This is a genomic window from Citrobacter sp. Cb004 (genome assembly GCF_030337065.1).
Classification (GTDB): domain Bacteria; phylum Pseudomonadota; class Gammaproteobacteria; order Enterobacterales; family Enterobacteriaceae; genus Citrobacter; species Citrobacter braakii.
Map to the genome: position 1 here is coordinate 24,050 of NZ_JAOWCH010000067.1, position 24,973 is coordinate 49,022.

Genomic DNA, 24,973 nt, shown 5'->3' on the forward strand with positions numbered 1-24,973 from the left:
TTTACAATACTATTTTTAATTAGCCAATGTATTTTAATTTTTTCTGATTCAGGAACGTCTTGCACCCGACAGAAGAGAGTGGTATTAAATAAATATATAAGTGTATTTTTAGAATTGAGCCATATTATGAATGTTGTGCTACCCTCCACGCTTACGCTGCGCCGAATCACCGCAGCAGATAATGCCGCTATCGCTGCGGTGATCCGCAAAGTTTCCGCTGAATACGGGCTTACTGCCGATAAGGGCTATACCGTTGCCGACCCTAATCTGGATGAACTATTCCAGGTTTACAGCCAGCCGGGCGCGGCCTACTGGGTGGTTGAGCAAAACGGTGAAGTCGTGGGCGGCGGCGGCGTTGCGCCGTTAGGATGTAGCGAACCGGACATTTGCGAACTGCAAAAGATGTACTTCCTGTCGAGCGCACGCGGTCAGGGGCTGGCGAAAAAGCTGGCGCTGATGGCCCTCGAACATGCCCGTGAACAGGGTTTCAAACAGTGCTATCTGGAGACCACGGCGTTTCTGACCGAGGCAATCCGCCTGTATGAACATTTAGGGTTTGAGCATATCAGCGAAGCGCTGGGCTGCACCGGGCACGTAGATTGCGAAGTGCGGATGTTAAAACCCCTCTGACTTCAGCCGGAGGGGCAATGGTTGTGTTACTGCATTTCGGCGGAGAGCATCAGCCGAATGACGCCAGCCGCGCGAGCGGTTGGCAGCGTCAGCACCTGTGACCATAAATCCTGCACCATTTCACAAGCGACTTTCTCTTTGCCCACACCTTTACTCGGATCAGCCATAATCTGGATATCCGGTCCAAAGCGCTGTACCAATCCCGGGCCGATGGATTGCAGATCCTGAAGCGCCAGCTGTTTCTCTTGCGCCGTAACCGTATGTTTGTTCGGGCCATAAGCCGCGTGCATCATACTCATGTCGCTGGCCATTCGACGATTCATCAGCTCCCGCGGAATAATACGCACCGGGTTAATCCCGCCTTTCACCGCCGGGAACAGAAAGCGAAAACACTCGTCATCGCCCACTTTTGCCACCGCAGCAATCTGCTCTAGGTTAATTTTCATATACTCAATCACATTGGCATCGGGTGCCTGCTGCAAACGCGCCATCTGTACCTGCAGGATTTGCGGCTGAATAGCGTCGATAATCTGTTGTTCGCTTTTCCCAGCTTCTTTCAGTTGCGTTGCCTGGTTGAGGATGTTCTGCCATAACGCGGGTTCTTGCTCTTTAAGTACCTGATAAACAGGCATTGCCAGCATCGCATTTTCAAATTTCTGCGCGTCCGTCAGCCCATAATCAGGGCTTTCGCGCGGGATCAGGTAGTGCACATCAAACAGATTCCACGCGACAATCGCTACCACAAAAACCACCGCGCCGGAGATCTTTCCCAGCCAGCCTTTTTTGCGAAACATGCCAACGACGATAGCAATCACCGCCCCGATATAACCCGCCAACAATACGTGTGCCCAGTTCATTAACCATCCTTATGCAAAACAGTCTCTGTTGCGGGGATATATTTCCCCTTCGTGTGTTTTGATTATTACGGCAGCAGCGAGCGATTTCCAGCCACCAGATTTTGCTAATGGAAACAGGAAAGGTAAAACCGCGCGACGATTAGCGCCGCGCGTCAGAGAAGAGAGTCAGGCTGGCACGCCGCTGTGGAAGCGGAATTCATCGTCGGGAGAAGTAATCAATGCGGCTTCTACTTCGCCAAAGAACCGCACCCGACTACTGATATCGTCGGCAGAAACCTGCTGTGCCAGCGCCAGATAGTCTTGATAGTGCCGCGCCTCGGATCGCAGCAGCGAAAGATAAAATGCCTGTAAATCGTCATCCAAATACGGCGCCAGCGCGGCGAACCGTTCACAAGAACGCGCCTCAATGTAAGCCCCGCAAATCAGTTTATCGATTAGCGTTAATGGCTCGTGGGTTCGCACCTCTTTGAGCATGCCTTTGGCATAACGGCTGGCGGTAATTTTGACGTAGGGAATGTTGCGGCTCATCATCGCCTCACGCACCTGCCAGAAGTGGTGCAGCTCTTCTTTGATCAGCAAAACCATGCTGTCGATCAGCTTGCGCCCCCACGGGTCGTCAGTTTGCGGCATTACGCTTTTGCTTATCTGTTTATTCAGCGCGATAAAATCCGGTTCATCCCCTTCTCTGAAAGCATACGCTTCATAGGGTTTCAGCCAGTCCAGTAGCGCCTGCGATCCCTGTTTATCTGCAACATACTTACGCACCAGCAGCATGGCCGTTTGCGCCGCTTTCAGCTCGCAGACGAGATGATCCGTCAGTAACAGAGGGAGATTCGCCGGGGCTCGCGCTTTATCAAGCCAGGCCTGGGGCGTTTTACAGTGCAGGAAGTTGTGGATCGGGGAAAGTATTTGCAGGTAATCCATACGTTATCCTTGGCCTACGGCAGCAGACGCTACCGTAGGTCAGCAGATGACTTAGTGACGCACGCCGTCATCATCTTCGTCGACGAGGTCTTCATCGTCGCCGTCTTCACCTTCTTCGCCGTTCGGGTCTTCAAAATAGGTGCCCCAACCGTCGTATTCCACATCAAATTTTTCAGCCAGGTTCATCAGTTGCTCAACCTGAGCGTCGATTAACTCGGCATTCAGAGCACATTCGCTCAGGATGTCACAGCAAATAACCGTGTCGCCCTCTTCCACTTCCAGCTCTTCCGGCTCGGTCACTTCATAACCCAGCTTGAAGGCTTCTACTGCCGCTTTTTCCAGGGTTTCAAAGTCGTCCGCGGAAAGGTGATGCTCGATGGTGTACAGCGCGTCTGGATCGCTGCCATCTTCGAGTAACTCTTCAATAATCAAGCGCGTTTCTTCACGCTGTTCTTCCAGTAGTTCCGGGTTTGCCATGGCTCATTCCTCATAATGTCCTGCCGATACTCTTATTGTCACATACCGCTGTCATTGCCTCCACCTTTCCAGGAAAGATTTGTTAAACAAGGTTGCAAATGAATAAACATCCATATAAATTGAATTTTAATTCAATAAATGGCCTAAGCCATGTGAGGGAACTATGTCTGCGTTTTATCAGAAACATTTTTTGAAACTGCTTGATTTCACCTCTGCTGAACTCACGTCACTGCTCCAGCTCGCCGCGCAGCTCAAGACGGATAAGAAAAACGGTACCGAGGTCGCTAAACTCACCGGTAAAAACATCGCGCTCATCTTCGAAAAAGACTCAACCCGCACCCGTTGCTCTTTCGAAGTTGCCGCATACGATCAGGGCGCGCGCGTGACGTATCTCGGGCCGAGCGGCAGCCAGATTGGTCATAAAGAGTCGATCAAAGACACCGCCCGCGTACTCGGTCGTATGTACGACGGTATTCAGTATCGGGGCCACGGTCAGGAAATTGTCGAGACGCTGGCGGAATATGCCGGAGTTCCGGTTTGGAACGGATTAACCAACGAATTTCACCCCACCCAGTTGCTGGCGGATTTACTCACGATGCAGGAACACCTGCCGGGTAAAGCGTTTAATGAGATGGTGCTGGTCTACACCGGCGATGCCCGCAACAATATGGGCAATTCCATGCTGGAAGCCGCTGCGTTAACCGGACTGGATCTGCGCCTGGTCGCGCCCCAGGCCTGCTGGCCGGAGGAAAGCCTCGTTGCGGAGTGTAAAGCGCTGGCACAGAAAAACGGCGGCAATATAACGCTAACCGAAGATGTCGCCACGGGCGTGAAAGGCGCGGACTTCATCTATACCGACGTCTGGGTATCGATGGGCGAAGCGAAAGAGAAATGGGCCGAACGTATTACGCAACTGCGTAAGTACCAGGTTAATAGCGCGATGATGGCGTTGACCGGCAATCCGCAGGTGAAATTCCTGCACTGCCTGCCCGCGTTCCATGACGATCAAACCACGCTTGGCAAACAAATGGCGCAGGAATATGGTCTGCACGGCGGCATGGAAGTGACCGACGAGGTGTTTGAGTCACCCGCCAGTATCGTATTTGATCAGGCGGAAAACCGGATGCACACCATCAAAGCGGTGATGGTCGCGACGCTTTCCAAATAATAGCGTTGCGCGATTGAATTGCCGGATGGCGATGCTGACGCACCCTATCCGGCCTACCATCATGCTTCCGTAGGCCGGATAAGTCGCACCCGGCAAACCGGTTTATGCTACCCGCATTTTCACCACGGCTTTGCGTACCAGCGCCGGAGCGCCGACCGCGCACAGCGGTTTATGCACTTCACCCGGATAAAAGACAACGAAGTCACCTTCATTCAGCACCACCGTTTTCTCCTGTTCGCCTTCCGGCAGGAAGGCGATATCTTTATCCGCCAACCAGTCAGTTTCCGGTGCGCCCGCAGGCTGCGTGCTGAAAGTCATGCCTTCCTGACCTTTGAGCAGGATCTGAATATCCAGATAGCGAGCGTGATATTCGGCGCGGCGCTGCGCAAACGGCTCCGTCATATCTTCAGCAATCAGATAGAACAGACGTTCGCCGTCGATGTCGTGCTTACCCTTTTCCGTCGCATCCGTCACGTGCGCTTTAATGTGCTCAATCGCCTGACGCAGCTCTTCCGGCAGCCAGGCATCCAGGTTGTGAATATTGCCGACAATCATTTCAAACCCCTTAATTAAAACATCGTTTCATTTTGGTTGTTATACGAAAAAACGGTCTGCCATACCACTGCTATTTGCCGATATTTTGCGTCAACGCATGTTTATCGCTGATGATGTTAAATAATTGCTAATAGCCAGCAACAGGTTATGCATAAACTCTGCATAACTTTCGTCTCATACTTTTCAACTCAGTCACTAACTCACTGTTATAGAAAGCTTTGTTAGAAAAACCAGCTATCGATCACAGTTTACGTCTCCTTCGTTATCTTTCTTCATCGTCATATTTATTTTGAAATAAACCTTACAGCACAAATAATAAAATAATAGATTCGCATAAAAATTCATTAAATATAGAAAAACATATAAAAATCAATGTACTATTTAATTTATTAAATATTTAGATATGTACATAAAATTAACACGGTTAAATAACAAGACATATTCCTGCGTAGTAATTCAATTATTCATATTTTTATTTTTTAAATTCTCAGAGCCATCTCATAAATTAAACAACAAATGCCAAACATCGACCTGACTGTGAAATGAATCACGTTTCTCTATCAGATAAGATCTAAATATAGATTCTGAAATCAGCTGAAAAACCATGACTGCAATAAACATTATTTGCAGGCACCTCCTCTTTATTTTTTAAAATCGTATTAAAGGAATAATGATGGAAAAGCATTATGTCGGGTCTGAAATCGGTCAATTACGTAGCGTAATGCTACATCGCCCTAACCTCAGCCTAAAAAGGCTGACGCCGTCAAATTGCCAGGAACTGCTTTTTGATGATGTTCTTTCGGTAGAACGTGCAGGAGAAGAGCATGACATTTTCGCCAACACGTTACGTCAACAGGGAATTGAGGTTCTGTTACTCACTGATTTATTGGCACAAACTCTGGATATCCCCGATGCCAAAAGCTGGCTACTGGATACACAAATTTCTGATTATCGCCTTGGCCCCGCTTTCGCCACGGATATTCGCGCCTGGCTTGCAGATATGCAGCACCGGGAGCTCGCCCGACATTTAAGCGGTGGGCTGACATACGGAGAAATTCCTGCCTCAATCAAAAATATGGTGGTCGATACTCACGATATTAATGACTTTATTATGAAGCCATTACCAAACCACTTATTTACCCGCGACACCTCATGCTGGATATATAACGGCGTATCCATTAATCCGATGGCAAAAACTGCACGTCAACGAGAAACTAATAACTTGCGGGCGATTTACCGTTGGCATCCACAATTTGCCGATGGTGATTTTATTAAATATTTCGGCGATGAAAATATTAATTACGACCACGCCACATTAGAAGGTGGAGATGTGCTGGTCATTGGTCGCGGCGCAGTTCTCATCGGTATGTCGGAACGTACCACGCCGCAGGGCATTGAGTTCCTTGCCCAGTCGCTATTTAAGCATCGCCAGGCAGAACGCGTCATCGCAGTCGAACTACCGAAACATCGCTCCTGTATGCACCTCGATACCGTCATGACCCACATCGATATCAATACCTTCTCCGTCTACCCGGAAGTGGTGCGCCCGGATGTCCAGTGCTGGACCCTGACACCAGACGGGCGTGGCGGCCTGAAACGCACCCAGGAAAGTACGCTGGTACATGCCCTCGAAAAAGCACTTGGCCTCGACCAGATCAATCTGATCACCACCGGTGGCGACGCCTTCGAAGCTGAACGCGAACAGTGGAATGACGCGAACAATGTTCTGACGCTGCGCCCCGGGGTTGTGGTGGGCTACGAACGCAACATCTGGACCAACGAAAAATACGACAAAGCAGGCATCACTGTTTTACCCATTCCTGGCGACGAACTGGGACGTGGGCGCGGCGGTGCGCGCTGCATGAGTTGCCCGCTGGAACGCGACGGTATTTAAGGAGACGTTATGGAAAACAAACCTACCCTGGTTGTGGCGCTGGGCGGCAATGCGCTACTCAAACGCGGCGAACCGCTGGAAGCCGACATCCAACGCAAGAATATTGAGCTGGCGGCAAGAACTCTCGCTCAACTCACGCAGCAGTGGCGCGTAATTCTGGTACACGGCAATGGCCCGCAGGTTGGACTTTTGGCGTTACAAAACAGTGCGTATGCCAACGTCACCCCCTATCCGCTCGATATTCTCGGCGCAGAAAGTCAGGGAATGATTGGCTATATGCTGCAACAGGCCCTGAAAAACCAGCTCCCACAGCGTGAAATTAGTGTCCTGCTGACTCAGGTTGAAGTCGATGCCCACGATCCGGCCTTCAGCAATCCCACCAAATATATCGGGCCGATTTATGACGAACCCCAGGCCCATGCATTACAGGCGGAAAAAGGCTGGGTTTTCAAAGCCGATGGTAAAGCGTTCCGCCGTGTTGTGACCTCTCCACAACCCAAACGTATCGTGGAAAGTGACGCCATTCGCACACTGATCGCCCGCGATCATCTGGTTATCTGCAACGGCGGTGGCGGCGTACCGGTGGTGGAAAAAGCCGATGGCTACCACGGTATTGAAGCGGTGATCGACAAAGATCTCTCCGCCGCCCTGCTCGCCAAACAAATCCACGCCGATGCGCTGCTGATCCTGACCGATGCCGATGCGGTGTATCTCGACTGGGGCAAACCTACCCAGCGCCCGCTGGCCCAGGTTACGCCGGAACGGCTCGGCGAAATGCAATTCGACGCCGGTTCAATGGGCCCCAAAGTCACCGCCTGCGCGGAATTTGTCTCTCACTGTCACGGGATTGCTGGCATCGGCTCGTTGGCTGACGGTTCGGCCATTCTCGCCGGTGACAAAGGCACGCTAATTCGGCGCGAAGCCAATGATGTTAACGCTTAAGGCTTTTTTTGCTGGGTAAAGCGAAGCCTTATCCAGCCTACATAAGGATATTTTCATGACTGTTAACCTGAAAAATCGCAATTTTCTCAAATTGCTGGACTACACCCCAACGGAAATCCAGTACCTGATCGATCTGGCTATCGAGTTAAAAACGGCAAAAAAAGCCGGACGCGAAAGGCAAACGCTGGTCGGTAAAAATATCGCGCTAATCTTCGAAAAAACGTCAACTCGCACCCGCTGCGCCTTTGAAGTCGGCGCTTTCGATCAGGGCGCACAGGTGACCTACCTTGGCCCAAGCGGCTCGCAGATTGGTCATAAAGAGTCGATGAAAGATACCGCCCGCGTGTTAGGTCGCATGTATGACGGTATTGAATACCGCGGCTACGGCCAGGAGATCGTGGAAGAACTGGGGCAGTTCGCTGGTGTGCCGGTCTGGAACGGGCTGACGAATGAATTCCACCCTACGCAGATCCTCGCGGATCTGATGACCATGCTGGAACACGCCCCGGGTAAAACCTTACCCGAACTGAGCTTCGCTTACCTTGGTGACGCCCGCAATAACATGGGCAATTCGCTGATGGTCGGCGCGGCGAAAATGGGGATGGATATTCGTCTGGTCGCACCGAAATCCTTCTGGCCGGACGAGGCGCTGGTTGCCGAATGCCGTGAAATCGCCAGCGTGACGGGCGCGCGCATTACGCTCACAGAGGATGTTGAGGAAGGCGTTTACGACGTGGACTTTCTCTACACCGATGTCTGGGTTTCGATGGGAGAACCCAAAGAGGCGTGGGCAGAACGCGTCAGCCTGATGACGCCTTATCAAATTAACCAGCAGGTCATCGATGCGACCGGCAATCCCAATGTGAAATTCATGCACTGCCTGCCTGCCTTCCATAACGAGCACACCAAAGTGGGCCGTGAAATCGAAGCGGCTTACGGCCTGAAAGGGCTTGAAGTCACGGATGAGGTATTTGAGTCAGCGCATTCCATCGTCTTCGACGAAGCAGAAAACCGGATGCATACCATTAAAGCGGTCATGGTAGCGACACTCGGCGACTAACCCCAGCGGGCATGTGTCGCCTGGCGGCATATGCCCAAGCTATCCGGAGAACATCATGGGCAAATTCAAATTTCCCAGCGCGTATACCATCCTGTTTATTCTCATTGCGCTCGTCGCCGTTATGACCTGGATTGTCCCTGCCGGGAAATACCAGATGGCGATGAATGCCACCCTGGGCAAAGAAGTGCCGGTTGCCGGTACCTATGCCCCAACAGAGGCGCATCCACAAGGTTTAACGGCTGTACTGCTGGCTCCGATTGACGGGCTTTATAACCACGAAACCTACACCGCAGGCGCGATTGATGTGGCGTTGTTTGTCCTGATTATTGGCGGGTTTCTCGGCGTGGTAAACAAAACGGGCGCCATCGACGCAGGAATCGAACGCGTGACGGTCAGGCTGAACGGCAAAGAAGAGTGGATGATCCCCATCCTGATGGGACTTTTCGCCGCCGGAGGCACGATTTACGGCATGGCGGAAGAATCACTTCCTTTCTACACCTTATTGGTTCCGGTCATGATGGCTGCGCGCTTTGATCCACTGGTTGCTGCTGCAACCGTTTTGCTTGGCGCAGGCATCGGCACCCTCGGTTCAACAATCAACCCTTTCGCAACAGTTATCGCCGCTAACGCCGCCGGGATCCCCTTCACCCAGGGAATGCTGATGCGCATTCTGCTGCTGGTCGTCGGCTATGTAATCTGTGTGGTATGGGTCATGCGCTATGCACGGAAAGTTCGCAGCCATCCTGAGCTTTCCATCGTGGCCGATAAACTGGAGGAAAACCGTGCCCATTTTCTCGGTAGTCGCGCCAATACCAATCTTGAATTCACGGCTACGCGTAAGTGGATCCTGCTGATATTCGCCGCCGCCTTTGCAGTGATGATTTATGGCGTCGCGGTGCTCGGCTGGTGGATGGCGGAAATATCTGGGGTTTTTCTGGCATCTGCGATTATCGTCGGCGTGATTGCCCGCATGAGTGAAGAAGCATTCACCAGTACCTTCATTGACGGGGCACGGGATCTGCTCGGCGTGGCGCTGATTATCGGCATTGCGCGCGGTATCGTCGTGGTGATGGACAACGGCATGATCACCCACACCATTTTGCACAGCGCCGAAAATTTAGTCTCCGGTCTGTCCACCACCATTTTCATCAATGTGACTTACTGGCTGGAAGTCTTGCTCTCCTTCCTGGTCCCTTCCTCGTCTGGCCTGGCGGTGCTCACGATGCCCATTATGGCCCCGCTGGCTGACTTCGCCCATGTGCAAAGGGATCTGGTCGTCACCGCGTATCAATCCGCTTCCGGCATTGTGAATCTGATTACCCCCACCTCAGCGGTTGTGATGGGTGGGTTGGCCATCGCTCGTGTTCCTTATGTGCGCTACCTGAAATGGGTCGCACCACTGCTGCTAATTCTGACGGTACTGAACATGGTTGTTCTGAGTATCGGCGCGATGCTGTAGTCCTGCTGGCCGTCGGATCACGACGGCTTTTTTGAGCGCGCTCTCGTTTTTCTGCACAACCGCCCGTTTGAGCCGTTATTGATACTGCAAATGTGGTGAATTTCGCCATCGCATTGATACAAATGATAAATTTAGGGTGTTTTTATGAAGGAATTCGATGATTACTCGACCAAAGAGCAGAAACAGTTGGCGATTTGTCAGCGCCTGATTAGCGAAAAAAGCTACCTGTCTCAGGAAGCGCTTCGCCGCGATCTACAACACCATGGTTTCACCGGGATTAGCCAGTCAACGGTATCTCGTCTGCTGAAACTGCTCGGTGCTATAAAAATAAGAAATACAAAAGGGCAAAAAATTTATTCTGTAAATCCGCAATCACGACCCGCGCCTGATGCTGCCCGATCGATTGCTGAAATGGTGGTCAGCGTGGAACACAATAGCGAGTTTATCCTCATCCACACGGCGGCAGGCTATGGTCGCGCCGTAGCCAGAATCCTCGATTATCACGCGTTGCCAGAAATTCTCGGCGTCATTGCCGGTAGCAGTATTGTCTGGGTCGCGCCGCGGGTGGTACAGCGAACGGGCCTGATCCATAAGCAGATTAATTATCTATTCAAAATGAATTAAAATTCATAAGAACCGTTTGCGATGAATAAATAGTGCATTTTTCGCTTGATCCCATAACGGAGCTGAGTATAATCGCGGACAATTTGCCGGGAGGATGTATGGTTCAGTGTGTACGACATTTTGTCTTACCGCGTCTGAAAAAGGACGCTGGCCTGCCGTTTTTCTTTCCGTTGATCACCCATTCCGAGCCCCTCAATTGAGGGGCTTTTTTTTTGCCCAGGCGTCAGGAGATAAACATGGCTAACCCGCTCTATCAAAAACACATCATTTCCATAAACGACCTCAGCCGCGATGACCTTAATCTGGTCCTCGCGACGGCGGCGAAATTAAAAGCTAACCCGCAGCCAGAGCTGTTAAAACATAAGGTCATCGCCAGTTGCTTCTTTGAAGCGTCAACCCGCACCCGTTTATCTTTTGAAACCTCCATGCACCGTCTGGGCGCCAGCGTGGTGGGTTTCTCTGACAGCAGCAACACGTCGCTTGGCAAAAAAGGCGAAACTCTGGCCGACACCATTTCCGTCATCAGCACCTATGTCGACGCCATCGTGATGCGCCATCCGCAGGAAGGCGCCGCGCGTCTGGCAACCGAGTTCTCCGGTAACGTGCCGGTACTGAACGCCGGCGACGGTTCCAACCAGCATCCCACCCAAACGCTGCTGGATCTGTTTACCATTCAGGAAACGCAGGGTCGCCTGGACAATCTGCAAATCGCCATGGTGGGTGACCTGAAATATGGCCGCACCGTCCACTCCCTGACCCAGGCGCTGGCAAAGTTCGAAGGTAACCGCTTCTACTTCATCGCCCCGGACGCGCTGGCCATGCCGCAATACATTCTGGATATGCTGAATGAAAAAGGTATCGCCTGGAGCCTGCATGGCACTATCGAAGAGGTAATGGCGGAGGTCGATATCCTCTACATGACCCGCGTACAAAAAGAGCGTCTGGACCCGTCCGAATACGCCAACGTGAAAGCACAGTTTGTTCTGCGTGCCAGCGATCTGAACGGTGCCAGAGCGAACATGAAGGTGCTGCATCCGCTGCCGCGCATCGATGAAATCACCACCGACGTCGACAAGACGCCGCACGCCTGGTATTTCCAGCAGGCTGGCAACGGCATCTTCGCCCGCCAGGCGTTACTGGCACTGGTACTGAATAGCGAACTGGCACTGTAAGGGAGAAAAAGAGATGACACACGATAACAAACTGCAGGTTGAAGCCATCAAACGTGGCACCGTAATTGACCATATTCCCGCACAGGTTGGTTTTAAGCTGTTGACGTTGTTCAAACTGACTGAAACCGACCAGCGTATCACCATCGGCCTGAACCTGCCGTCTGGCGAAATGGGCCGTAAAGACCTGATTAAAATCGAAAATACGTTCCTGACCGACGAGCAGGTAAACCAGCTCTCCCTGTACGCTCCGCAGGCAACGGTAAACCGCATTGACGATTATGACGTGGTGGGTAAATCACGTCCGAGCCTGCCTGAACGTATCGATAACGTGCTGGTTTGCCCGAACAGCAACTGCATCAGCCATGCTGAACCAGTATCGTCCAGTTTTTCAGTGAAAAAGCGCGCTGACGACATCGCACTCAAATGCAAATACTGTGAAAAAGAGTTTTCGCATTATGTGGTGCTGGCCAACTAATTGGTGTTGGTAATGATTTCCCGGCTCCCTATAATGGCCGGGAACATTCTATTACCGCTGTAATTCAGGAGAAATCATGAGCAAGACTATCGCGACGGAAAATGCACCAGCAGCAATCGGCCCATACGTTCAGGGCGTTGACCTGGGTAGCATGGTAATCACTTCCGGTCAGATCCCGGTCGATCCGAAAACCGGTGCCGTATCGGAAGACGTGTCCGCTCAGGCGCGTCAGTCGCTGGAAAACGTGCAAGCTATCGTTGAAGCAGCAGGCCTGAAAGTGGGCGACATCGTAAAAACTACCGTCTTCGTTAAAGACCTGAACGATTTCGCAACCGTAAACGCGACCTACGAAGCGTTCTTCACCGAGCACAACGCCACTTTCCCGGCGCGTTCTTGCGTGGAAGTTGCCCGTCTGCCGAAAGACGTGAAAATCGAGATTGAAGCGATCGCCGTTCGTCGCTAAGTCTTTTTGTGCCGGATGGCGGCTTCGCCTTGTCCGGCCTACGCAAGCGTAGTTTGCAGGCCCGGTAAGCGCGAGCGCCACCGGGCATTTATCACATCACACCAAACAGTCTCGGCAGGAACAGCGAAATCGCCGGAATATACGTGACGATCATCAGCACCAGGAACAGCACGAAGTAGAACGGCAGCATCGCCTTCACTACCTGCTCAATTTTCTGCTTACTCACCGCACTGGCCACAAACAGCACTGACCCTACCGGCGGCGTTATCAGGCCGATCCCTAAATTCACCAGCATGATCATCCCAAAATGGACCGGATCAATGCCGAGCGCGTTGGTTACCGGTAGCAAAACCGGCGTCAAAATCAGGATCAGCGGCGCCATATCCATCAGAGTACCGATCAGCAACAGCATGATGTTAATGCACATCAGGATAACGTATTTGTTGTCCGAGATGCTGGTGAAAGCTTCGGTGATACGCATCGGCAACTGCATATAGGTCATGACGGCACCGAACGCGGCGGCAAAACCTATCAGGATCATGACGATAGTGACCGTTTTCACCGTACGGAACATCAGCTTCGGCAGTTCAGACCATTTATAGTCACGATAGATAAACATGGTGACAAAGAAGGCCCACAGACAGGCAATCGCCGCAGATTCCGTCGCGGTAAAGATACCTGACAAGATACCGCCCATGATGATCACAACGGTCATTAAGCCCCACAGCGTATCGACGAATATCTTCAGCGCCTGGCGAAACGGTACGCGCTCCCCTTTTGGATAACCGCGTTTGTGCGCAAAAGCGACACACATCACCATCAGACTGAAGCTTAACAGCAGGCCCGGTAGGATCCCGGCGATGAACAGCGCGGCAATCGACACCGTCCCGCCCGTTGCCAGCGAGTAGATAACCGAGTTATGGCTCGGCGGCGTGAGGATCGCCTGCACCGAGCCGCTGGCAGTGACCGCTGCAGCAAAGTCGCGCGGATAACCTTTTTTATCCATCTCCGGGATCATTACCGAGCCGATAGACGCGGTATCGGCCACCGACGATCCAGAAATTGCGCCAAAAAAGGTCGATGCCACAATGTTGACCAGCGACAGACCGCCGCGAATAAAGCCAACGAAAATATAGGCAAAGTTTACCAGCCGCCGCGCAATGCCCCCTTCGGCCATAATAGCCCCGGCCAAAATAAAGAACGGGATCGCCAGTAGCGAAAACTTGTTCACCCCACTGGTCAGTTGGATCATCACCGCTTCCAGCGGAATATCAATGTACCAGGCCCCAATGATGGCGCTAATGCCAACCGCGTACGCTACCGGTACCCCAATCGCCAGCATAATGCCGAGCGTAAAGACGAGAATAAATGCATCCATCTGCTTTCCTTTCTGAAATGGGGGCGGTAACTAGCTGGTCGATCCCAGCATGACAACAGGACGTTGGTACTGCGAGCCACGGCAGATCTTCTCAACGATAAACAGCAGCGTAATAGCAGAGCCAATCGGCAACGGGAGATAGTTTTGCCCGGCGCTTAAAATTGGGAATTCCGCCACGGGCTGTTCCCACAGTTCGAGGCATAGCATGGAGCCGTACCACAGAATGAACAGGCTTATCGCCATTAACATAACGTCTGCGACTACCGAGCAGTAACGGCGGGAAGATTCCCCCAGACGGTCAGTCACCATGCTTACCGCGATATGCGAACCTGCGCGATAGCTCACCGCCGCGCCAATAAAGGTGAATGTCACCATACAAAGAATGGCGACTGGCTCAGGCCATGACAGCGCGTTATTCAGGACATAACGCGCGAATATGCCAATAGGGATAATGGCGACCATAACCAATAATGCGATACCGGCAATCCACATTGACACTCGATAAAGAAAATCCATTACCGATGAATAGCATTCACCCATAATCATCACCTCGAATTAATCAAAAGACTCAGGCGGAGGATTGATATCCTCCACCCGATGAATTACTTCACATCCTGAATACGTTTGATCAAATCCTGGTGGTCTTTACCGTAATTATCCCGTACTGACTGCGTGGCTTTATAGAAATAGTCCGTATCAATATCGTGGAACTGAACACCGTTGGCTTTCATGGTCTCCAGCGATTTCGCATTATAATCCTGCCAAAGTTTACGTTGCTCTACCTGGGCTTCTTTAGCCAGTTTAATAATGAGTTCCTGGTCTTCTTTTTTTAACTTATCCCATTTGGCTTTCGAGAACAGAAAAAGCTCAGGAATAATAAAGTGTTTACTCCAGGTATAGTTTTTCACGACCGGCAAATAGTTATGCGCAACAAACGTTGGCGGGTTATTTTCCGTACCATCAATAACGCCGGTCTGCATGCCGCTAAATACTTCACTGACGCCCATCACAATGGAGTTAGCGCCCATCGCTTTTAGGGTATCCAGCGCTATCGGACTGGCCTGAACGCGGATTTTCATGCCGTGCAAATCTTCCGGTTTCACTACCGGATTCTTGGTGATCAGGTTGCGCGTTCCCGCATCCATCCAGCCAAGGAACACCAGTCGTGATTTGGTATTGGCTGTCAGACGGTCGCCAATCTCCTGACCAATCATGCCGTCGAGAACCTTATGCATATGGTCCTCATCGCGGAAAATATATGGCAGGGTAAACACGTTTATTTCAGGGAGAATTGCGGCAACTGGCGTCATTGAGACGCGAATAATATCAATGGCGCCTAATTGCGCCTGTTCAATCATCTGTTTTTCATCGCCTAACACACCACCTGGAAATGTTTTGATCTCCAGACGACCTTCGGTCGCGGCGCTAAGTTTCTCCCCCATATGTTTCACTGCAACAACGTTCGGGTAATCAGCCGGATGCACATCTGCGGCGCGAAAGGTTTGTGCCAGCGTTGCATGACTCGCCAGTAATACAGACGCGCCAATACACAGACTTAACAGGTTTTTTGTCAGTTTCATTTGTCCTTCTCCAGAAGTTCATAATATCCATTAACAGGAATAGCTTGCAGAGCAAATGACTGCCGGAATTAAAAACGGGCAGCGAGAAACTTTCTTAACGACGTTACCTGCGCAGACTAACTGGTGTAACAATTTATTTCGATGACTGCGTTCACAAAAAATCGCAGATGCTTATAATTTTTAGCACGCTGTTTCATTTTTGCAACGCAGATCGTTTTATTGATAAAAAAACAACGCAAAGAAGGCAATTTGATACTAATTACCCGCGTTAGCATTTCAATAAAAATAAAACACCAATATTTCGGGAGAATATCTTTCGAATGAAAAAGAGAAATGCAGGAGAGTATTAACACCCTCCTGCAAAGAAGTTGAGGATTACTGCCAGCCGTAGCGGCGGCTATAAAAACCTTTCACGAGCTGGGTTAATGTCATGTAGCCCGCCAGAATCGCAATCAGCCACGGGAAGTAGCTCAGCGGCAGCGCCTGCAATTGCAGATAGTTGGCCAGCGGCGAGAACGGTAATGCAATGCCTACCACCATGACCACCAGCGTCATCAGCATCAGCGGCCATGCGGCGCGGCTTTGGATGAACGGCACGCGGCGGGTACGGATCATATGCACAATCAGCGTTTGCGACAACAGGCCTACCACGAACCAGCCAGACTGGAACAACATCTGATGTTCTGGCGTATTCGCATGGAAGACGAACCACATCAGGCAAAATGTCAGAATGTCGAAGATCGAGCTGATCGGTCCAAAGAAGATCATAAAGCGCCCCAACTCGCTGGGATTCCAGCGCTGCGGCTTTTTGATCTGCTCTTCGTCGACGTTATCAAACGGAATCGCCACCTGGGATACATCGTACAGCAGGTTCTGAATCAGTAAGTGCAGCGGCAACATCGGCAGGAACGGTAAGAAGGCGCTCGCCACCAGCACGCTAAACACGTTACCGAAGTTAGAACTGGCCGTCATTTTGATATACTTCAGCATGTTAGAAAAAGTACGGCGTCCTTCGATCACCCCTTCTTCCAGCACCATCAGGCTCTTTTCCAGCAGGATGATATCAGCCGCTTCACGCGCAATATCAACCGCGCCGTCAACGGAGATACCAATGTCCGCCGCGCGCAGCGCCGGGGCATCGTTAATGCCATCCCCCATAAAGCCAACCACATGACCTTCGCGCTTGAGCAGCGTGACAATGCGCTCTTTGTGCATCGGAGTCAGACGAGCAAACAGCGTGGTGCGCTGGGCCAGCGTTGCCAGCTCATCGTCGCTTAACCCTTCAATGTTGCTACCGATAACCACATCGCCCGCATCCAGCCCCACTTCGTGACACACTTTCGCCGCCACCAGCTCGCTATCGCCAGTCAGGATTTTCACCGTAATACCGCTGGCTTTCAGCGCTTTGAGCGCTGGCGCGGTGGTCTCTTTCGGCGGATCGAGGAACGCAATATAGCCTTCGAGGATCAGATCTGATTCATCAATACGCTGGTAATCGCCCTCACGCGCTGGCAGGTATTTCGTCGCCACCGCCACCACGCGCAGCCCCTGGCGATTCAGCGTATCCGTGACGCGCTTCACCCGACGCAGCATGTTGTCATCTAACGGGACAACCTCACCGCTGTAGCGCACCTGGGTGCAGACACTGAGGATCTCCTGCAGCGCGCCTTTGCACACCAGCTGATGCACATCGGCTTCTTCAGCGACCACCACCGACATGCGGCGGCGTTCGAAGTCAAACGGGATCTCATCAATTTTCTGCCAGCGGGTAGAGAGCTGGCGGGCTGATTCTTCGCCCACGCCTTCCAGCACTGCCGTATCCAGCAGATTCTTCAACCCGGTCTGGTAATGACTGTTCAACCACGCAGAATGCAGGACGTGCTCGCTGGGCTTACCAGATATATCTGTATGATTCTCAAGTACAATTTTGTCTTGTGTCAGGGTACCCGTTTTATCGGTACACAGGATATCCATCGCGCCAAAGTTCTGAATGGCGTCGAGGTGTTTGACGATGACCTTTTGTTTTGACAGCTTCACCGCCCCGCGCGCCAGCGTCGAGGTGACGATCATCGGCAGCATTTCCGGGGTCAGCCCCACCGCGACAGACAGGGCAAACAGCGCCGCTTCCCACCAGTCGCCTTTGGTATAGCCGTTGATGATGAGCACAATCGGCGCCATCACCAGCATAAAACGGATCAGCAGCATGCTGACGCGGCTGATCCCTTTCTGAAAAGCATTCTGCTCGCTTTCCTGCTCGCTGACGCGGCCCGCCAGTTGCCCGAACCAGGTATTGGCGCCGGTCGCAATCACGATGGCCTGCGCCGTGCCGCTCACCACGTTGGTGCCCATAAAGCACAGGGTATCGCATTCGAGCGGGTTGCTTTGCTGCGGGTCGCGGCTGGTTGCGACTTTCTCCACCGGCAGCGATTCACCGGTCAGCGAAGCCTGGGCCACGAACAGGTCACGAGCCTGCACCACACGCAGATCGGCCGGGATCATATCCCCTGCCGCCAGCTTAATGATATCGCCGGGAACTAACTGGTCGATCGGCAGTTCAACCCAGCCGTTCTCTCCTTTCTCGTTGATAACGCGCAGCACCGTAGCGGTGTTACTGACCATCGCTTTCAGCGCATCTGCCGCTTTGGTGGAACGCGCCTCCTGCACAAAATTCAGTAACGTAGAGATGACGACCATCAGAGCAATGACGCCAGCGGCAAACAGATCTTCGGTGGCATAGGAAATCGCACCGAGGATGGTCAACAAAATATTAAACGGGTTACGGTAGCAGACCCACAGATGCACCCACCACGGCGACGGCTTCTGCGCCGGCAGTTGGTTCTCACCATGTAATTCGCGAGCGTTTTCCACTTCTGCGGCATTTAATCCTTCCGGGTGCGCGCCAAACGTTTTCCACAGCGCGGCTTCGTCCATCAGCGCCATTTTCAGACAATGTTCGCTCAGCGATGGTGGGATCGGCGTGCTGGCAACGGTCTGGGCATTAGGCAACGGATCGCGATGCACCAGACGATGTGGTAAATGACGGTTTAGCCGGGCAAATAGCTGGCGAGTAATATTTTTGAACATAGGCAGTCCCTCTGCGCCAGTCTCAACAGGCGCAGTAAATCCTTCAGGCGTGGCAAAGCCTTACCTGATGGCAATATTAAAATCACAACAGGGACGTCAGAACGTCACTGTCTTACTGCTCCGGTAAGACAGTGAAAGACAGGCTTACCGGAAAGGGGAGTTTCTCCATCTCGGGAGAGGGGTGGGATCGGGATCCATATAGCCTCCGGTAAGTGAATGATTTGCGCTGCGGATTATACGCAGAAAACCATAAGGTTTGTGGCAATTATGGCAGTATGATAAACCATGGAAACTAAACCAAACGTATACCAGACTTTGCCCATTGCGCTGCGCTTGAGTAAAGTTATTCTCTATTTGGCATAACTTCACACGCAACACGGGAAAACAGGATGCAAAACCGGCTGACAATTAAAGACATCGCCCGCTTAAGCGGTGTGGGAAAATCAACCGTTTCCCGTGTGCTTAACAATGAAAGCGGCGTGAGCGAACGCACCCGCGAACGCGTTGAAGCGGTGATGAATCAGCACGGTTTTTCCCCTTCCCGCTCCGCACGCGCCATGCGCGGACAAAGTGATAAGGTGGTGGCGATCATCGTCACGCGTCTGGACTCGCTTTCGGAAAATCTCGCCGTGCAAACCATGCTGCCCGCCTTTTATGAGCAGGGTTACGACCCGATCATGATGGAAAGCCAGTTCTCGCCCGAGTTGGTTGAAGAGCATCTCGGCATGCTCAGACGCCGCAATATTGACGGCGTGGTGCTGTTTGGTTTTACCGGCATAAGTGAATCCATGCTCGCCTCCTGGCAGGATTCGCTGGTGCTGCTGGCAAGAGATGCCAAAGGCTTTGCCTCCGTCTGCTATGACGATGAAGGCGCCATTCGCACCCTGATGCAGCGTTTATACGATCGCGAGCATCGCCATATCAGCTTTCTTGGCGTTCCCCATAGCGACGTGACCACCGGTAAGCGCCGCCATGAAGCCTACCTGGCGTTCTGTAAGAAACACAAACTGCATCCTGTAGCCGCGCTACCGGGTCTTGCCATGAAGCAGGGTTATGAGCAGGCCGCCAACGTCATCACCCCGGAAACCACTGCCTTAGTCTGCGCGACGGATACCCTCGCCCTTGGTGTCAGCAAATATCTGCAAGAGCAGCGAATTGAGAATTTACAGCTGGCGAGCGTGGGCAGTACGCCGCTGATGAAATTCCTCCATCCGGAAATTATCACCGTCGATCCAGGATATGCCGAAGCCGGACGACAAGCGGCCTCGCAGCTGATCGAGCAGATCAATGGCCGTAGCGAACTACGACAAATCGTTATTCCTTCCACCCTCTCCTGATCGCTTTCTGAGCGTTAATTTGTGATCTTCGCTGCGTTTCGGGAACGTTCCCATTTTTAAAAAATCATCGACGATATACTCTGGCCACAGCAACGAGAGAGTTGCCAGATGGCGATGCTAAAACGTCTTATCCGGCCTACGGGGAACACACATCATCATGAGCAAAATAAAACAAGCAGACATCGACCGGCTGATTGAGCTGGTAGGCGGGCGCGACAATATCGCCACGGTAAGTCACTGCATTACTCGCCTGCGTTTTGTGCTGAATCAGCCTGCGAATGCCAGGCCAAAAGAGATCGAACAGTTGCCGATGGTCAAAGGCTGCTTCACCAACGCCGGGCAGTTTCAGGTGGTGATTGGCACCGAAGTGGGCGATTACTACAAAGCGCTGCTGGCGACAACCGGTCAGGCCAGCGCCGACAAAGAGCAGGCGAAAAAAGCCGCGCGGCAGAATATGAAATGGCACGAACAGCTGATTTCTCATTTTGCGGAGATCTTCTTCCCGCTGCTGCCAGCGCTGATTAGCGGCGGCTTGATCTTGGGGTTCCGTAATGTGATTGGCGATCTGCCCATGAGCAACGGGCAGACGCTGGCGCAGATGCATCCTTCGCTGAAAACCCTTTACGACTTCCTGTGGCTAATTGGCGAAGCGATCTTCTTCTATCTGCCGGTCGGGATCTGCTGGTCAGCAGTGAAGAAAATGGGCGGAACGCCGATCCTCGGTATTGTGCTGGGCGTGACCCTGGTTTCACCGCAGCTAATGAACGCCTATCTACTCGGTCAACAGGTACCGGAAGTGTGGAACTTCGGCCTGTTCAGCATTGAAAAAGTGGGCTATCAGGCGCAGGTTATTCCGGCACTGCTGGCCGGTCTGGCGCTCGGGTTTATTGAAACACGCATGAAACGCATCGTCCCGGATTATCTGTATCTGGTGATCGTCCCGGTGTGCTCGTTGATCCTCGCGGTGTTCCTCGCGCACGCCTTTATTGGTCCGTTTGGCCGCATGATCGGCGACGGTGTCGCGTTTGCGGTCCGTCACCTGCTGACCGGCAGCTTTGCCCCGATTGGCGCGGCGCTGTTCGGCTTCCTGTATGCCCCGCTGGTGATAACCGGCGTGCATCAGACCACGCTGGCTATCGACATGCAGATGATTCAGAGCATGGGCGGTACGCCGGTATGGCCGCTGATCGCACTGTCGAATATCGCTCAGGCCTCTGCGGTAGTCGGGATCATCATCTCCAGTCGCAAACACAATGAACGTGAAATCTCCGTTCCTGCCGCGATTTCCGCCTATCTCGGGGTCACTGAACCGGCCATGTACGGGATCAACCTGAAATACCGCTTCCCAATGCTGTGCGCGATGATCGGTTCCGGTCTCGCCGGACTGCTGTGCGGCCTGAACGGTGTGCTGGCGAACGGAATTGGCGTCGGCGGTTTGCCAGGCATCCTCTCCATCCAGCCGACTTACTGGCAGGTATTTGGCATGGCAATGGTCATTGCGATTGTTATCCCCATGGTACTGACCTCATTCGTTTATCAGCGTAAACACCGTATGGGCACACTACAAATTGTCTAACTTTTCTTCGGGGCGCAGTTGCGCCCCATCGTATTTCCAGGAAACAACCATGAATATTCCCCACTGGTGGCAAAACGGCGTCATCTATCAGGTTTACCCCAAGAGTTTTCAGGACACCACCGGCAGCGGCACCGGCGATTTACGCGGCGTGACGCAGCGCCTCGGCTATCTGCAAACGCTGGGGGTTGATGCCATCTGGCTAACGCCGTTCTATATTTCGCCGCAGGTTGATAACGGCTACGACGTCGCGGATTACATGTCTGTCGATCCGGCCTACGGAACGCTTGCAGACTTTGACGAACTGGTGGCACAGGCGAAAGCGCGCGGCATCCGTATTATTCTCGATATGGTGTTTAACCACACTTCAACCCAGCACCCCTGGTTTCGCGAGGCGCTGGATAAAGACAGCCCGTATCGTCAGTTTTACCTCTGGCGCGACGGTACGCCAGACAGTCTCCCGAATAACTGGCACTCCAAATTTGGCGGCAGCGCCTGGGGCTGGCACGCCGAAAGCGAGCAGTACTATCTGCACCTCTTTGCTCCGGAGCAGGCAGACCTGAACTGGGAGAATCCGGCGGTCCGCGCCGAGCTAAAAAAAGTGTGCGAGTTCTGGGCCGATCGCGGCGTGGACGGGCTGCGTCTCGACGTGGTGAATCTTATCTCTAAAGATCAGGACTTCCCGAGCGATCCCGACGGCGATGGGCGGCGTTTTTATACCGACGGCCCGCGCGCGCATGCGTTTTTACGTGAAATGAATCGCGACGTCTTCACGCCCCGCGGCCTGATGACGGTCGGCGAAATGTCCTCCACCACGCTGGAAAACTGCCAGCAGTACGCCGCACTCGATGGCAGCGAACTGTCGATGACCTTCAACTTCCACCACCTGAAAGTGGATTACCCCAACGGTGAGAAGTGGACGTTAGCCAAACCCGACTATGTGGCGCTCAAAACCCTGTTCCGCCACTGGCAACAAGGCATGCACAATCAGGCCTGGAACGCGCTGTTCTGGTGTAACCACGACCAGCCACGCATCGTGTCGCGTTTTGGCGATGAAGGTAAATACCGCGTTCCGGCCGCAAAAATGCTGGCGATGGTGCTGCACGGTATGCAGGGCACGCCCTACATCTACCAGGGTGAAGAGATCGGCATGACCAATCCGCACTTCCGCCAGATTACCGATTATCGCGATGTGGAAAGCCATAACATGTTTGCCGCCCTGAACGGCCAGGGGCGCGATGCGCAAGAGCTGCTGGCGATCCTCGCCAGTAAATCGCGCGATAACAGCCGCACGCCGATGCAGTGGGATGCCAGCAAACACGCGGGCTTTACTGAGGGTGAACCGTGGATCAATCTGTGCGACAACGCAGCGGATATCAACGTGGCGGCAGCGCTGCGCGATACCGACTCGGTGTTCTATACCTATCAGAAGCTGATCGCATTGCGTAAAGCAGAGCCGGTTATCACCTGGGGCGACTATCAGGATCTGCTACCGGACAGCCCGCATCTGTGGTGCTATCAACGTGAATGGCAAGGACAGCGGCTGCTGGTCATTGCTAATCTGAGCGATACCTTCCAGAGCTGGCAGCCGACCCAGACCGACGGCAACTGGCAGGTGCTGATGCACAACTATGCCGAGGTCGCCAGCCAACCCACAGACATGACGCTGCGTCCTTTTGAAGCCGTCTGGTGGTTGCAAAAGTAACGCCGCAAAGATACGGATAAGCATCTTTATCCGTATCTTTTATTATGCAATCCAGGTGTGACGTATAGCGATACCTGAAATGTACCATGATAAAATTTACAAGCGCTGGAGAATAAAACAAAAATATACCTGCCTCTTATTATATAACCCGGCAGGATATTATGAAAAAACTTATTAGGACATGTACTCTTTCAGCATTACTGATTAGCAGCCAGGGATGGTGTGGGAATACTGCTGTTGATTTACGTTTTGGTCATAACACTAACTCTGACGTTAATGATTCAAGAATTAAGGTCATGCACCAAGCTGATAATGGTTTTTATTTTTCTGTTGAAGCTGCACAAAATCACAATGACACATTTTTTGGCGATACCGATCGTAACGACCCCGATGATAAAGGTGTTACTGAAGCTGCTCAAGAAATAGAAACACGCTGGCGTTTTGACTTAGGTGACGGTTATGCTATTGCACCAGGCTTAGTTACGGTATTTACCACCAGCAACACACATTACCGCCCTTTTATTCAGGGATGGAAATCTTTTGACAATGGGATTAATCTCTCCGCTCGTTATCGTTATAACACCGTAAATGACTCACACAGTGACAGAGAATTAGACGGCAGCGGGTATACCCGCCGCGAATCTCACCAATTCGATATCTGGTTTGCTTATAATATTGGCAAGTTTGGTATGTCTTATAATCCCCGTTTCCGCTGGCAGGACGGGGTCGACCAGGGAACGGGTGATGATACGTACTGGGAACATACCGTGGCATTCAATTATAAACTGGACGATGGTTGGACGCCGTATGTTGAGCTAGTGTCTCTTGATAAAACCTACATCAATGACAACGGAAATCATGAAAATGATTACGCCGTGCGTCTGGGCATCGTTAAGCAACTCTGATGTTTTACGCCGCATCGTGTTGCAACAAATAGCAACCGATGCGGTCAACAACGGTCAGCAGCTCCAGTTGGCCTTCCCGTTGATACAAGGAAATCGCATCGATATCAATGTCGAGGGGCCAACACAAAGTAGCCAGCGCCGCTAACGAAGATTCTCTTCTGGTAATCGCAATTATTTTTAGCCCTTTACGCAACGCATTTCTTGCCATTTCAACTAAAGAAGCGGTTTCTCCCGATTTACTGATCAACACCAGTGTTCCTCGGGAGACCCGAGTAAGCTGATGAATATCATTGAGAATTAAATGGGGCAGACTCGCCAGTGAGAGAAAACGAGAAAGGTAATTCAAACTGGTCAGCGATGCACCACGTGAATATAAAAATATATGACTTGAATTACTCAACTGGTTACACAATTGTATAATTACTTCTTCTTTTTCGTTGCCAATACTATATTTTACCGGCTCGGCAACGCGTCGGTCTCGTGAAAATTTATAGCGTAGTTCCGTATAGCTTTGATACCCCATTTTCTTACACACCCGATTCACGGACGTCGTCGTAGTGAAGGTCTCGGTAGCAATCACTTTAGCGGAAATGCCAGAAATTTCATGTGCATGACACTGTATATATTCAAATATTAATCTTTCACTACCTTGAAAAGAATTCATGAAATAGCACTCTTTAACTACAGATAGAATAATCATACCCGTATCCT

At 52.0% G+C, this 24,973-nt stretch carries 27 protein-coding genes; 16 read left to right on the forward strand and 11 right to left on the reverse strand.

What is annotated here, in order from left to right; genetic code table 11:
* The first annotated feature begins 126 nt into the window (after positions 1-126).
* The gene (locus tag OGV65_RS19225; protein ID WP_016155577.1) at positions 127-630 is read left to right on the forward strand and encodes a GNAT family N-acetyltransferase; all 504 of its coding nucleotides are present in this window, start codon (positions 127-129) and stop codon (positions 628-630) included.
* A 26-nt stretch (positions 631-656) separates the two neighbouring features.
* On the opposite strand, the gene OGV65_RS19230 is transcribed toward OGV65_RS19225, so the two are convergent.
* From OGV65_RS19230 to rraB, 3 genes are all read right to left on the reverse strand, one after another.
* Positions 657-1,487 (reverse strand): hypothetical protein, encoded by an 831-nt coding sequence (locus OGV65_RS19230; RefSeq protein ID WP_019078255.1) that lies wholly within the window; start codon positions 1,485-1,487, stop codon positions 657-659.
* 165 nt (positions 1,488-1,652) lie between these two features.
* Entirely contained in the window at positions 1,653-2,411 is a 759-nt protein-coding gene (miaE, locus tag OGV65_RS19235; protein WP_019078254.1) for a tRNA isopentenyl-2-thiomethyl-A-37 hydroxylase MiaE, read from the reverse strand.
* 51 nt (positions 2,412-2,462) lie between these two features.
* Positions 2,463-2,888, reverse strand: a complete 426-nt coding sequence (gene rraB, locus OGV65_RS19240; protein WP_016151501.1) for a ribonuclease E inhibitor RraB — start codon at positions 2,886-2,888, stop codon at positions 2,463-2,465.
* A gap of 98 nt (positions 2,889-2,986) precedes the next feature.
* Here rraB and argL point away from each other — a divergent pair, with 98 nt between their 5' ends.
* Both argL and argF (OGV65_RS19245) read left to right on the forward strand, forming a co-directional pair.
* Positions 2,987-3,082, forward strand: coding sequence for a putative translational regulatory protein ArgL (gene argL, locus OGV65_RS25545; protein WP_370916541.1), 96 nt, complete (start codon positions 2,987-2,989; stop codon positions 3,080-3,082).
* A complete protein-coding gene (gene argF, locus OGV65_RS19245; RefSeq protein WP_047499896.1) occupies positions 3,052-4,056 on the forward strand; it encodes an ornithine carbamoyltransferase in 1,005 nt (334 codons plus the stop codon). Before argL ends, argF (OGV65_RS19245) begins: the two co-directional genes overlap by 31 nt.
* 102 nt (positions 4,057-4,158) lie before the next feature.
* Here the strand turns inward: argF (OGV65_RS19245) and OGV65_RS19250 are convergent, their stop codons facing one another.
* Entirely contained in the window at positions 4,159-4,611 is a 453-nt protein-coding gene (locus OGV65_RS19250; protein ID WP_016151499.1) for a YhcH/YjgK/YiaL family protein, read from the reverse strand.
* Positions 4,612-5,284: 673 nt separating this feature from the next.
* Between OGV65_RS19250 and arcA the strand changes: the two genes are divergently transcribed.
* The 5 genes from arcA (at position 5,285) to OGV65_RS19275 (ending at position 10,590) form a co-directional block, all read left to right on the forward strand.
* Entirely contained in the window at positions 5,285-6,505 is a 1,221-nt protein-coding gene (arcA, locus tag OGV65_RS19255) for an arginine deiminase (RefSeq protein ID WP_153690719.1), read from the forward strand.
* Positions 6,506-6,514: 9 nt separating this feature from the next.
* Complete coding sequence (arcC, locus tag OGV65_RS19260) at positions 6,515-7,447, forward strand: carbamate kinase (protein ID WP_286455341.1); 933 nt, start codon at positions 6,515-6,517, stop codon at positions 7,445-7,447.
* Between the two features lie 55 nt (positions 7,448-7,502).
* Positions 7,503-8,507: an ornithine carbamoyltransferase gene (argF, locus tag OGV65_RS19265; protein ID WP_103766882.1), complete on the forward strand. Its 1,005-nt coding sequence runs from the start codon at positions 7,503-7,505 to the stop codon at positions 8,505-8,507.
* A 55-nt stretch (positions 8,508-8,562) separates the two neighbouring features.
* Entirely contained in the window at positions 8,563-9,966 is a 1,404-nt protein-coding gene (locus OGV65_RS19270) for a YfcC family protein (RefSeq protein WP_200080240.1), read from the forward strand.
* A gap of 144 nt (positions 9,967-10,110) precedes the next feature.
* Entirely contained in the window at positions 10,111-10,590 is a 480-nt protein-coding gene (locus OGV65_RS19275) for an arginine repressor (RefSeq protein WP_047499901.1), read from the forward strand.
* Here the strand turns inward: OGV65_RS19275 and OGV65_RS19280 are convergent.
* Complete coding sequence (locus OGV65_RS19280) at positions 10,587-10,709, reverse strand: hypothetical protein (protein WP_085951096.1); 123 nt, start codon at positions 10,707-10,709, stop codon at positions 10,587-10,589. The genes OGV65_RS19275 and OGV65_RS19280 overlap by 4 nt on opposite strands.
* Here OGV65_RS19280 and pyrL point away from each other — a divergent pair.
* The 4 genes from pyrL to ridA all read left to right on the forward strand — a co-directional run bounded on the left by pyrL (position 10,689) and on the right by ridA (position 12,700).
* Positions 10,689-10,790 carry a pyr operon leader peptide gene (gene pyrL, locus OGV65_RS19285; RefSeq protein WP_003025819.1) on the forward strand — a complete coding sequence of 34 codons (102 nt, stop codon included), beginning with the start codon at positions 10,689-10,691 and terminating at the stop codon, positions 10,788-10,790. The genes OGV65_RS19280 and pyrL overlap by 21 nt on opposite strands.
* A gap of 36 nt (positions 10,791-10,826) precedes the next feature.
* Positions 10,827-11,762 (forward strand): aspartate carbamoyltransferase, encoded by a 936-nt coding sequence (gene pyrB, locus OGV65_RS19290; RefSeq protein WP_016151493.1) that lies wholly within the window; start codon positions 10,827-10,829, stop codon positions 11,760-11,762.
* Positions 11,763-11,775: 13 nt separating this feature from the next.
* Entirely contained in the window at positions 11,776-12,237 is a 462-nt protein-coding gene (gene pyrI / locus OGV65_RS19295; protein WP_016151492.1) for an aspartate carbamoyltransferase regulatory subunit, read from the forward strand.
* Positions 12,238-12,313: 76 nt separating this feature from the next.
* Positions 12,314-12,700, forward strand: coding sequence for a 2-iminobutanoate/2-iminopropanoate deaminase (gene ridA / locus OGV65_RS19300; RefSeq protein ID WP_016151491.1), 387 nt, complete (start codon positions 12,314-12,316; stop codon positions 12,698-12,700).
* A gap of 91 nt (positions 12,701-12,791) precedes the next feature.
* Here the strand turns inward: ridA and OGV65_RS19305 are convergent, their stop codons facing one another.
* The 5 genes from OGV65_RS19305 to mgtL form a co-directional block, all read right to left on the reverse strand.
* Positions 12,792-14,078 carry a TRAP transporter large permease gene (locus OGV65_RS19305; protein ID WP_016151490.1) on the reverse strand — a complete coding sequence of 429 codons (1,287 nt, stop codon included), beginning with the start codon at positions 14,076-14,078 and terminating at the stop codon, positions 12,792-12,794.
* A 30-nt stretch (positions 14,079-14,108) separates the two neighbouring features.
* Entirely contained in the window at positions 14,109-14,618 is a 510-nt protein-coding gene (locus OGV65_RS19310) for a TRAP transporter small permease (protein ID WP_047499903.1), read from the reverse strand.
* Between the two features lie 62 nt (positions 14,619-14,680).
* Entirely contained in the window at positions 14,681-15,658 is a 978-nt protein-coding gene (locus OGV65_RS19315; RefSeq protein ID WP_016151488.1) for a TRAP transporter substrate-binding protein, read from the reverse strand.
* A 375-nt stretch (positions 15,659-16,033) separates the two neighbouring features.
* Positions 16,034-18,742, reverse strand: a complete 2,709-nt coding sequence (gene mgtA / locus OGV65_RS19320; protein ID WP_286455342.1) for a magnesium-translocating P-type ATPase — start codon at positions 18,740-18,742, stop codon at positions 16,034-16,036.
* Between the two features lie 144 nt (positions 18,743-18,886).
* Complete coding sequence (gene mgtL, locus OGV65_RS25440) at positions 18,887-18,940, reverse strand: mgtA regulatory leader peptide MgtL (protein WP_223870169.1); 54 nt, start codon at positions 18,938-18,940, stop codon at positions 18,887-18,889.
* Between the two features lie 191 nt (positions 18,941-19,131).
* Between mgtL and treR the strand changes: the two genes are divergently transcribed.
* The 4 genes from treR (at position 19,132) to OGV65_RS19340 (ending at position 24,262) form a co-directional block, all read left to right on the forward strand.
* On the forward strand, positions 19,132-20,079 hold the full coding sequence (treR, locus tag OGV65_RS19325) for a trehalose operon repressor TreR (protein ID WP_016155565.1): 948 nt from the start codon (positions 19,132-19,134) through the stop codon (positions 20,077-20,079).
* 157 nt (positions 20,080-20,236) lie between these two features.
* Positions 20,237-21,655: a PTS trehalose transporter subunit IIBC gene (gene treB / locus OGV65_RS19330; protein ID WP_016155564.1), complete on the forward strand. Its 1,419-nt coding sequence runs from the start codon at positions 20,237-20,239 to the stop codon at positions 21,653-21,655.
* A gap of 49 nt (positions 21,656-21,704) precedes the next feature.
* On the forward strand, positions 21,705-23,357 hold the full coding sequence (treC, locus tag OGV65_RS19335; protein WP_286455343.1) for an alpha,alpha-phosphotrehalase: 1,653 nt from the start codon (positions 21,705-21,707) through the stop codon (positions 23,355-23,357).
* A 161-nt stretch (positions 23,358-23,518) separates the two neighbouring features.
* Positions 23,519-24,262, forward strand: coding sequence for an oligogalacturonate-specific porin KdgM family protein (locus OGV65_RS19340; RefSeq protein WP_016151483.1), 744 nt, complete (start codon positions 23,519-23,521; stop codon positions 24,260-24,262).
* A gap of 4 nt (positions 24,263-24,266) precedes the next feature.
* Here OGV65_RS19340 and OGV65_RS19345 read toward each other — a convergent pair whose 3' ends face one another.
* The gene (locus OGV65_RS19345; RefSeq protein WP_032946888.1) at positions 24,267-24,926 is read right to left on the reverse strand and encodes a MurR/RpiR family transcriptional regulator; all 660 of its coding nucleotides are present in this window, start codon (positions 24,924-24,926) and stop codon (positions 24,267-24,269) included.
* Positions 24,927-24,973 lie beyond the last annotated feature (47 nt).

What these genes read in the sequence shown, in the direction of transcription:
- OGV65_RS19225 (WP_016155577.1), top strand. Translation starts at nt 127, where the DNA reads ATGAATGTTGTGCTACCCTCCACGCTTACGCTGCGCCGAATCACCGCA.
- OGV65_RS19230 (WP_019078255.1), bottom strand. Translation starts at nt 1,487, where the DNA reads ATGAACTGGGCACACGTATTGTTGGCGGGTTATATCGGGGCGGTGATT.
- miaE (WP_019078254.1), bottom strand. Translation starts at nt 2,411, where the DNA reads ATGGATTACCTGCAAATACTTTCCCCGATCCACAACTTCCTGCACTGT.
- rraB (WP_016151501.1), bottom strand. Translation starts at nt 2,888, where the DNA reads ATGGCAAACCCGGAACTACTGGAAGAACAGCGTGAAGAAACGCGCTTG.
- argL (WP_370916541.1), top strand. Translation starts at nt 2,987, where the DNA reads ATGAATAAACATCCATATAAATTGAATTTTAATTCAATAAATGGCCTA.
- argF (WP_047499896.1), top strand. Translation starts at nt 3,052, where the DNA reads ATGTCTGCGTTTTATCAGAAACATTTTTTGAAACTGCTTGATTTCACC.
- OGV65_RS19250 (WP_016151499.1), bottom strand. Translation starts at nt 4,611, where the DNA reads ATGATTGTCGGCAATATTCACAACCTGGATGCCTGGCTGCCGGAAGAG.
- arcA (WP_153690719.1), top strand. Translation starts at nt 5,285, where the DNA reads ATGGAAAAGCATTATGTCGGGTCTGAAATCGGTCAATTACGTAGCGTA.
- arcC (WP_286455341.1), top strand. Translation starts at nt 6,515, where the DNA reads ATGGAAAACAAACCTACCCTGGTTGTGGCGCTGGGCGGCAATGCGCTA.
- argF (WP_103766882.1), top strand. Translation starts at nt 7,503, where the DNA reads ATGACTGTTAACCTGAAAAATCGCAATTTTCTCAAATTGCTGGACTAC.
- OGV65_RS19270 (WP_200080240.1), top strand. Translation starts at nt 8,563, where the DNA reads ATGGGCAAATTCAAATTTCCCAGCGCGTATACCATCCTGTTTATTCTC.
- OGV65_RS19275 (WP_047499901.1), top strand. Translation starts at nt 10,111, where the DNA reads ATGAAGGAATTCGATGATTACTCGACCAAAGAGCAGAAACAGTTGGCG.
- pyrL (WP_003025819.1), top strand. Translation starts at nt 10,689, where the DNA reads ATGGTTCAGTGTGTACGACATTTTGTCTTACCGCGTCTGAAAAAGGAC.
- OGV65_RS19280 (WP_085951096.1), bottom strand. Translation starts at nt 10,709, where the DNA reads ATGTCGTACACACTGAACCATACATCCTCCCGGCAAATTGTCCGCGAT.
- pyrB (WP_016151493.1), top strand. Translation starts at nt 10,827, where the DNA reads ATGGCTAACCCGCTCTATCAAAAACACATCATTTCCATAAACGACCTC.
- pyrI (WP_016151492.1), top strand. Translation starts at nt 11,776, where the DNA reads ATGACACACGATAACAAACTGCAGGTTGAAGCCATCAAACGTGGCACC.
- ridA (WP_016151491.1), top strand. Translation starts at nt 12,314, where the DNA reads ATGAGCAAGACTATCGCGACGGAAAATGCACCAGCAGCAATCGGCCCA.
- OGV65_RS19305 (WP_016151490.1), bottom strand. Translation starts at nt 14,078, where the DNA reads ATGGATGCATTTATTCTCGTCTTTACGCTCGGCATTATGCTGGCGATT.
- OGV65_RS19310 (WP_047499903.1), bottom strand. Translation starts at nt 14,618, where the DNA reads ATGGGTGAATGCTATTCATCGGTAATGGATTTTCTTTATCGAGTGTCA.
- OGV65_RS19315 (WP_016151488.1), bottom strand. Translation starts at nt 15,658, where the DNA reads ATGAAACTGACAAAAAACCTGTTAAGTCTGTGTATTGGCGCGTCTGTA.
- mgtA (WP_286455342.1), bottom strand. Translation starts at nt 18,742, where the DNA reads ATGTTCAAAAATATTACTCGCCAGCTATTTGCCCGGCTAAACCGTCAT.
- treR (WP_016155565.1), top strand. Translation starts at nt 19,132, where the DNA reads ATGCAAAACCGGCTGACAATTAAAGACATCGCCCGCTTAAGCGGTGTG.
- treB (WP_016155564.1), top strand. Translation starts at nt 20,237, where the DNA reads ATGAGCAAAATAAAACAAGCAGACATCGACCGGCTGATTGAGCTGGTA.
- treC (WP_286455343.1), top strand. Translation starts at nt 21,705, where the DNA reads ATGAATATTCCCCACTGGTGGCAAAACGGCGTCATCTATCAGGTTTAC.
- OGV65_RS19340 (WP_016151483.1), top strand. Translation starts at nt 23,519, where the DNA reads ATGAAAAAACTTATTAGGACATGTACTCTTTCAGCATTACTGATTAGC.
- OGV65_RS19345 (WP_032946888.1), bottom strand. Translation starts at nt 24,926, where the DNA reads ATGAATTCTTTTCAAGGTAGTGAAAGATTAATATTTGAATATATACAG.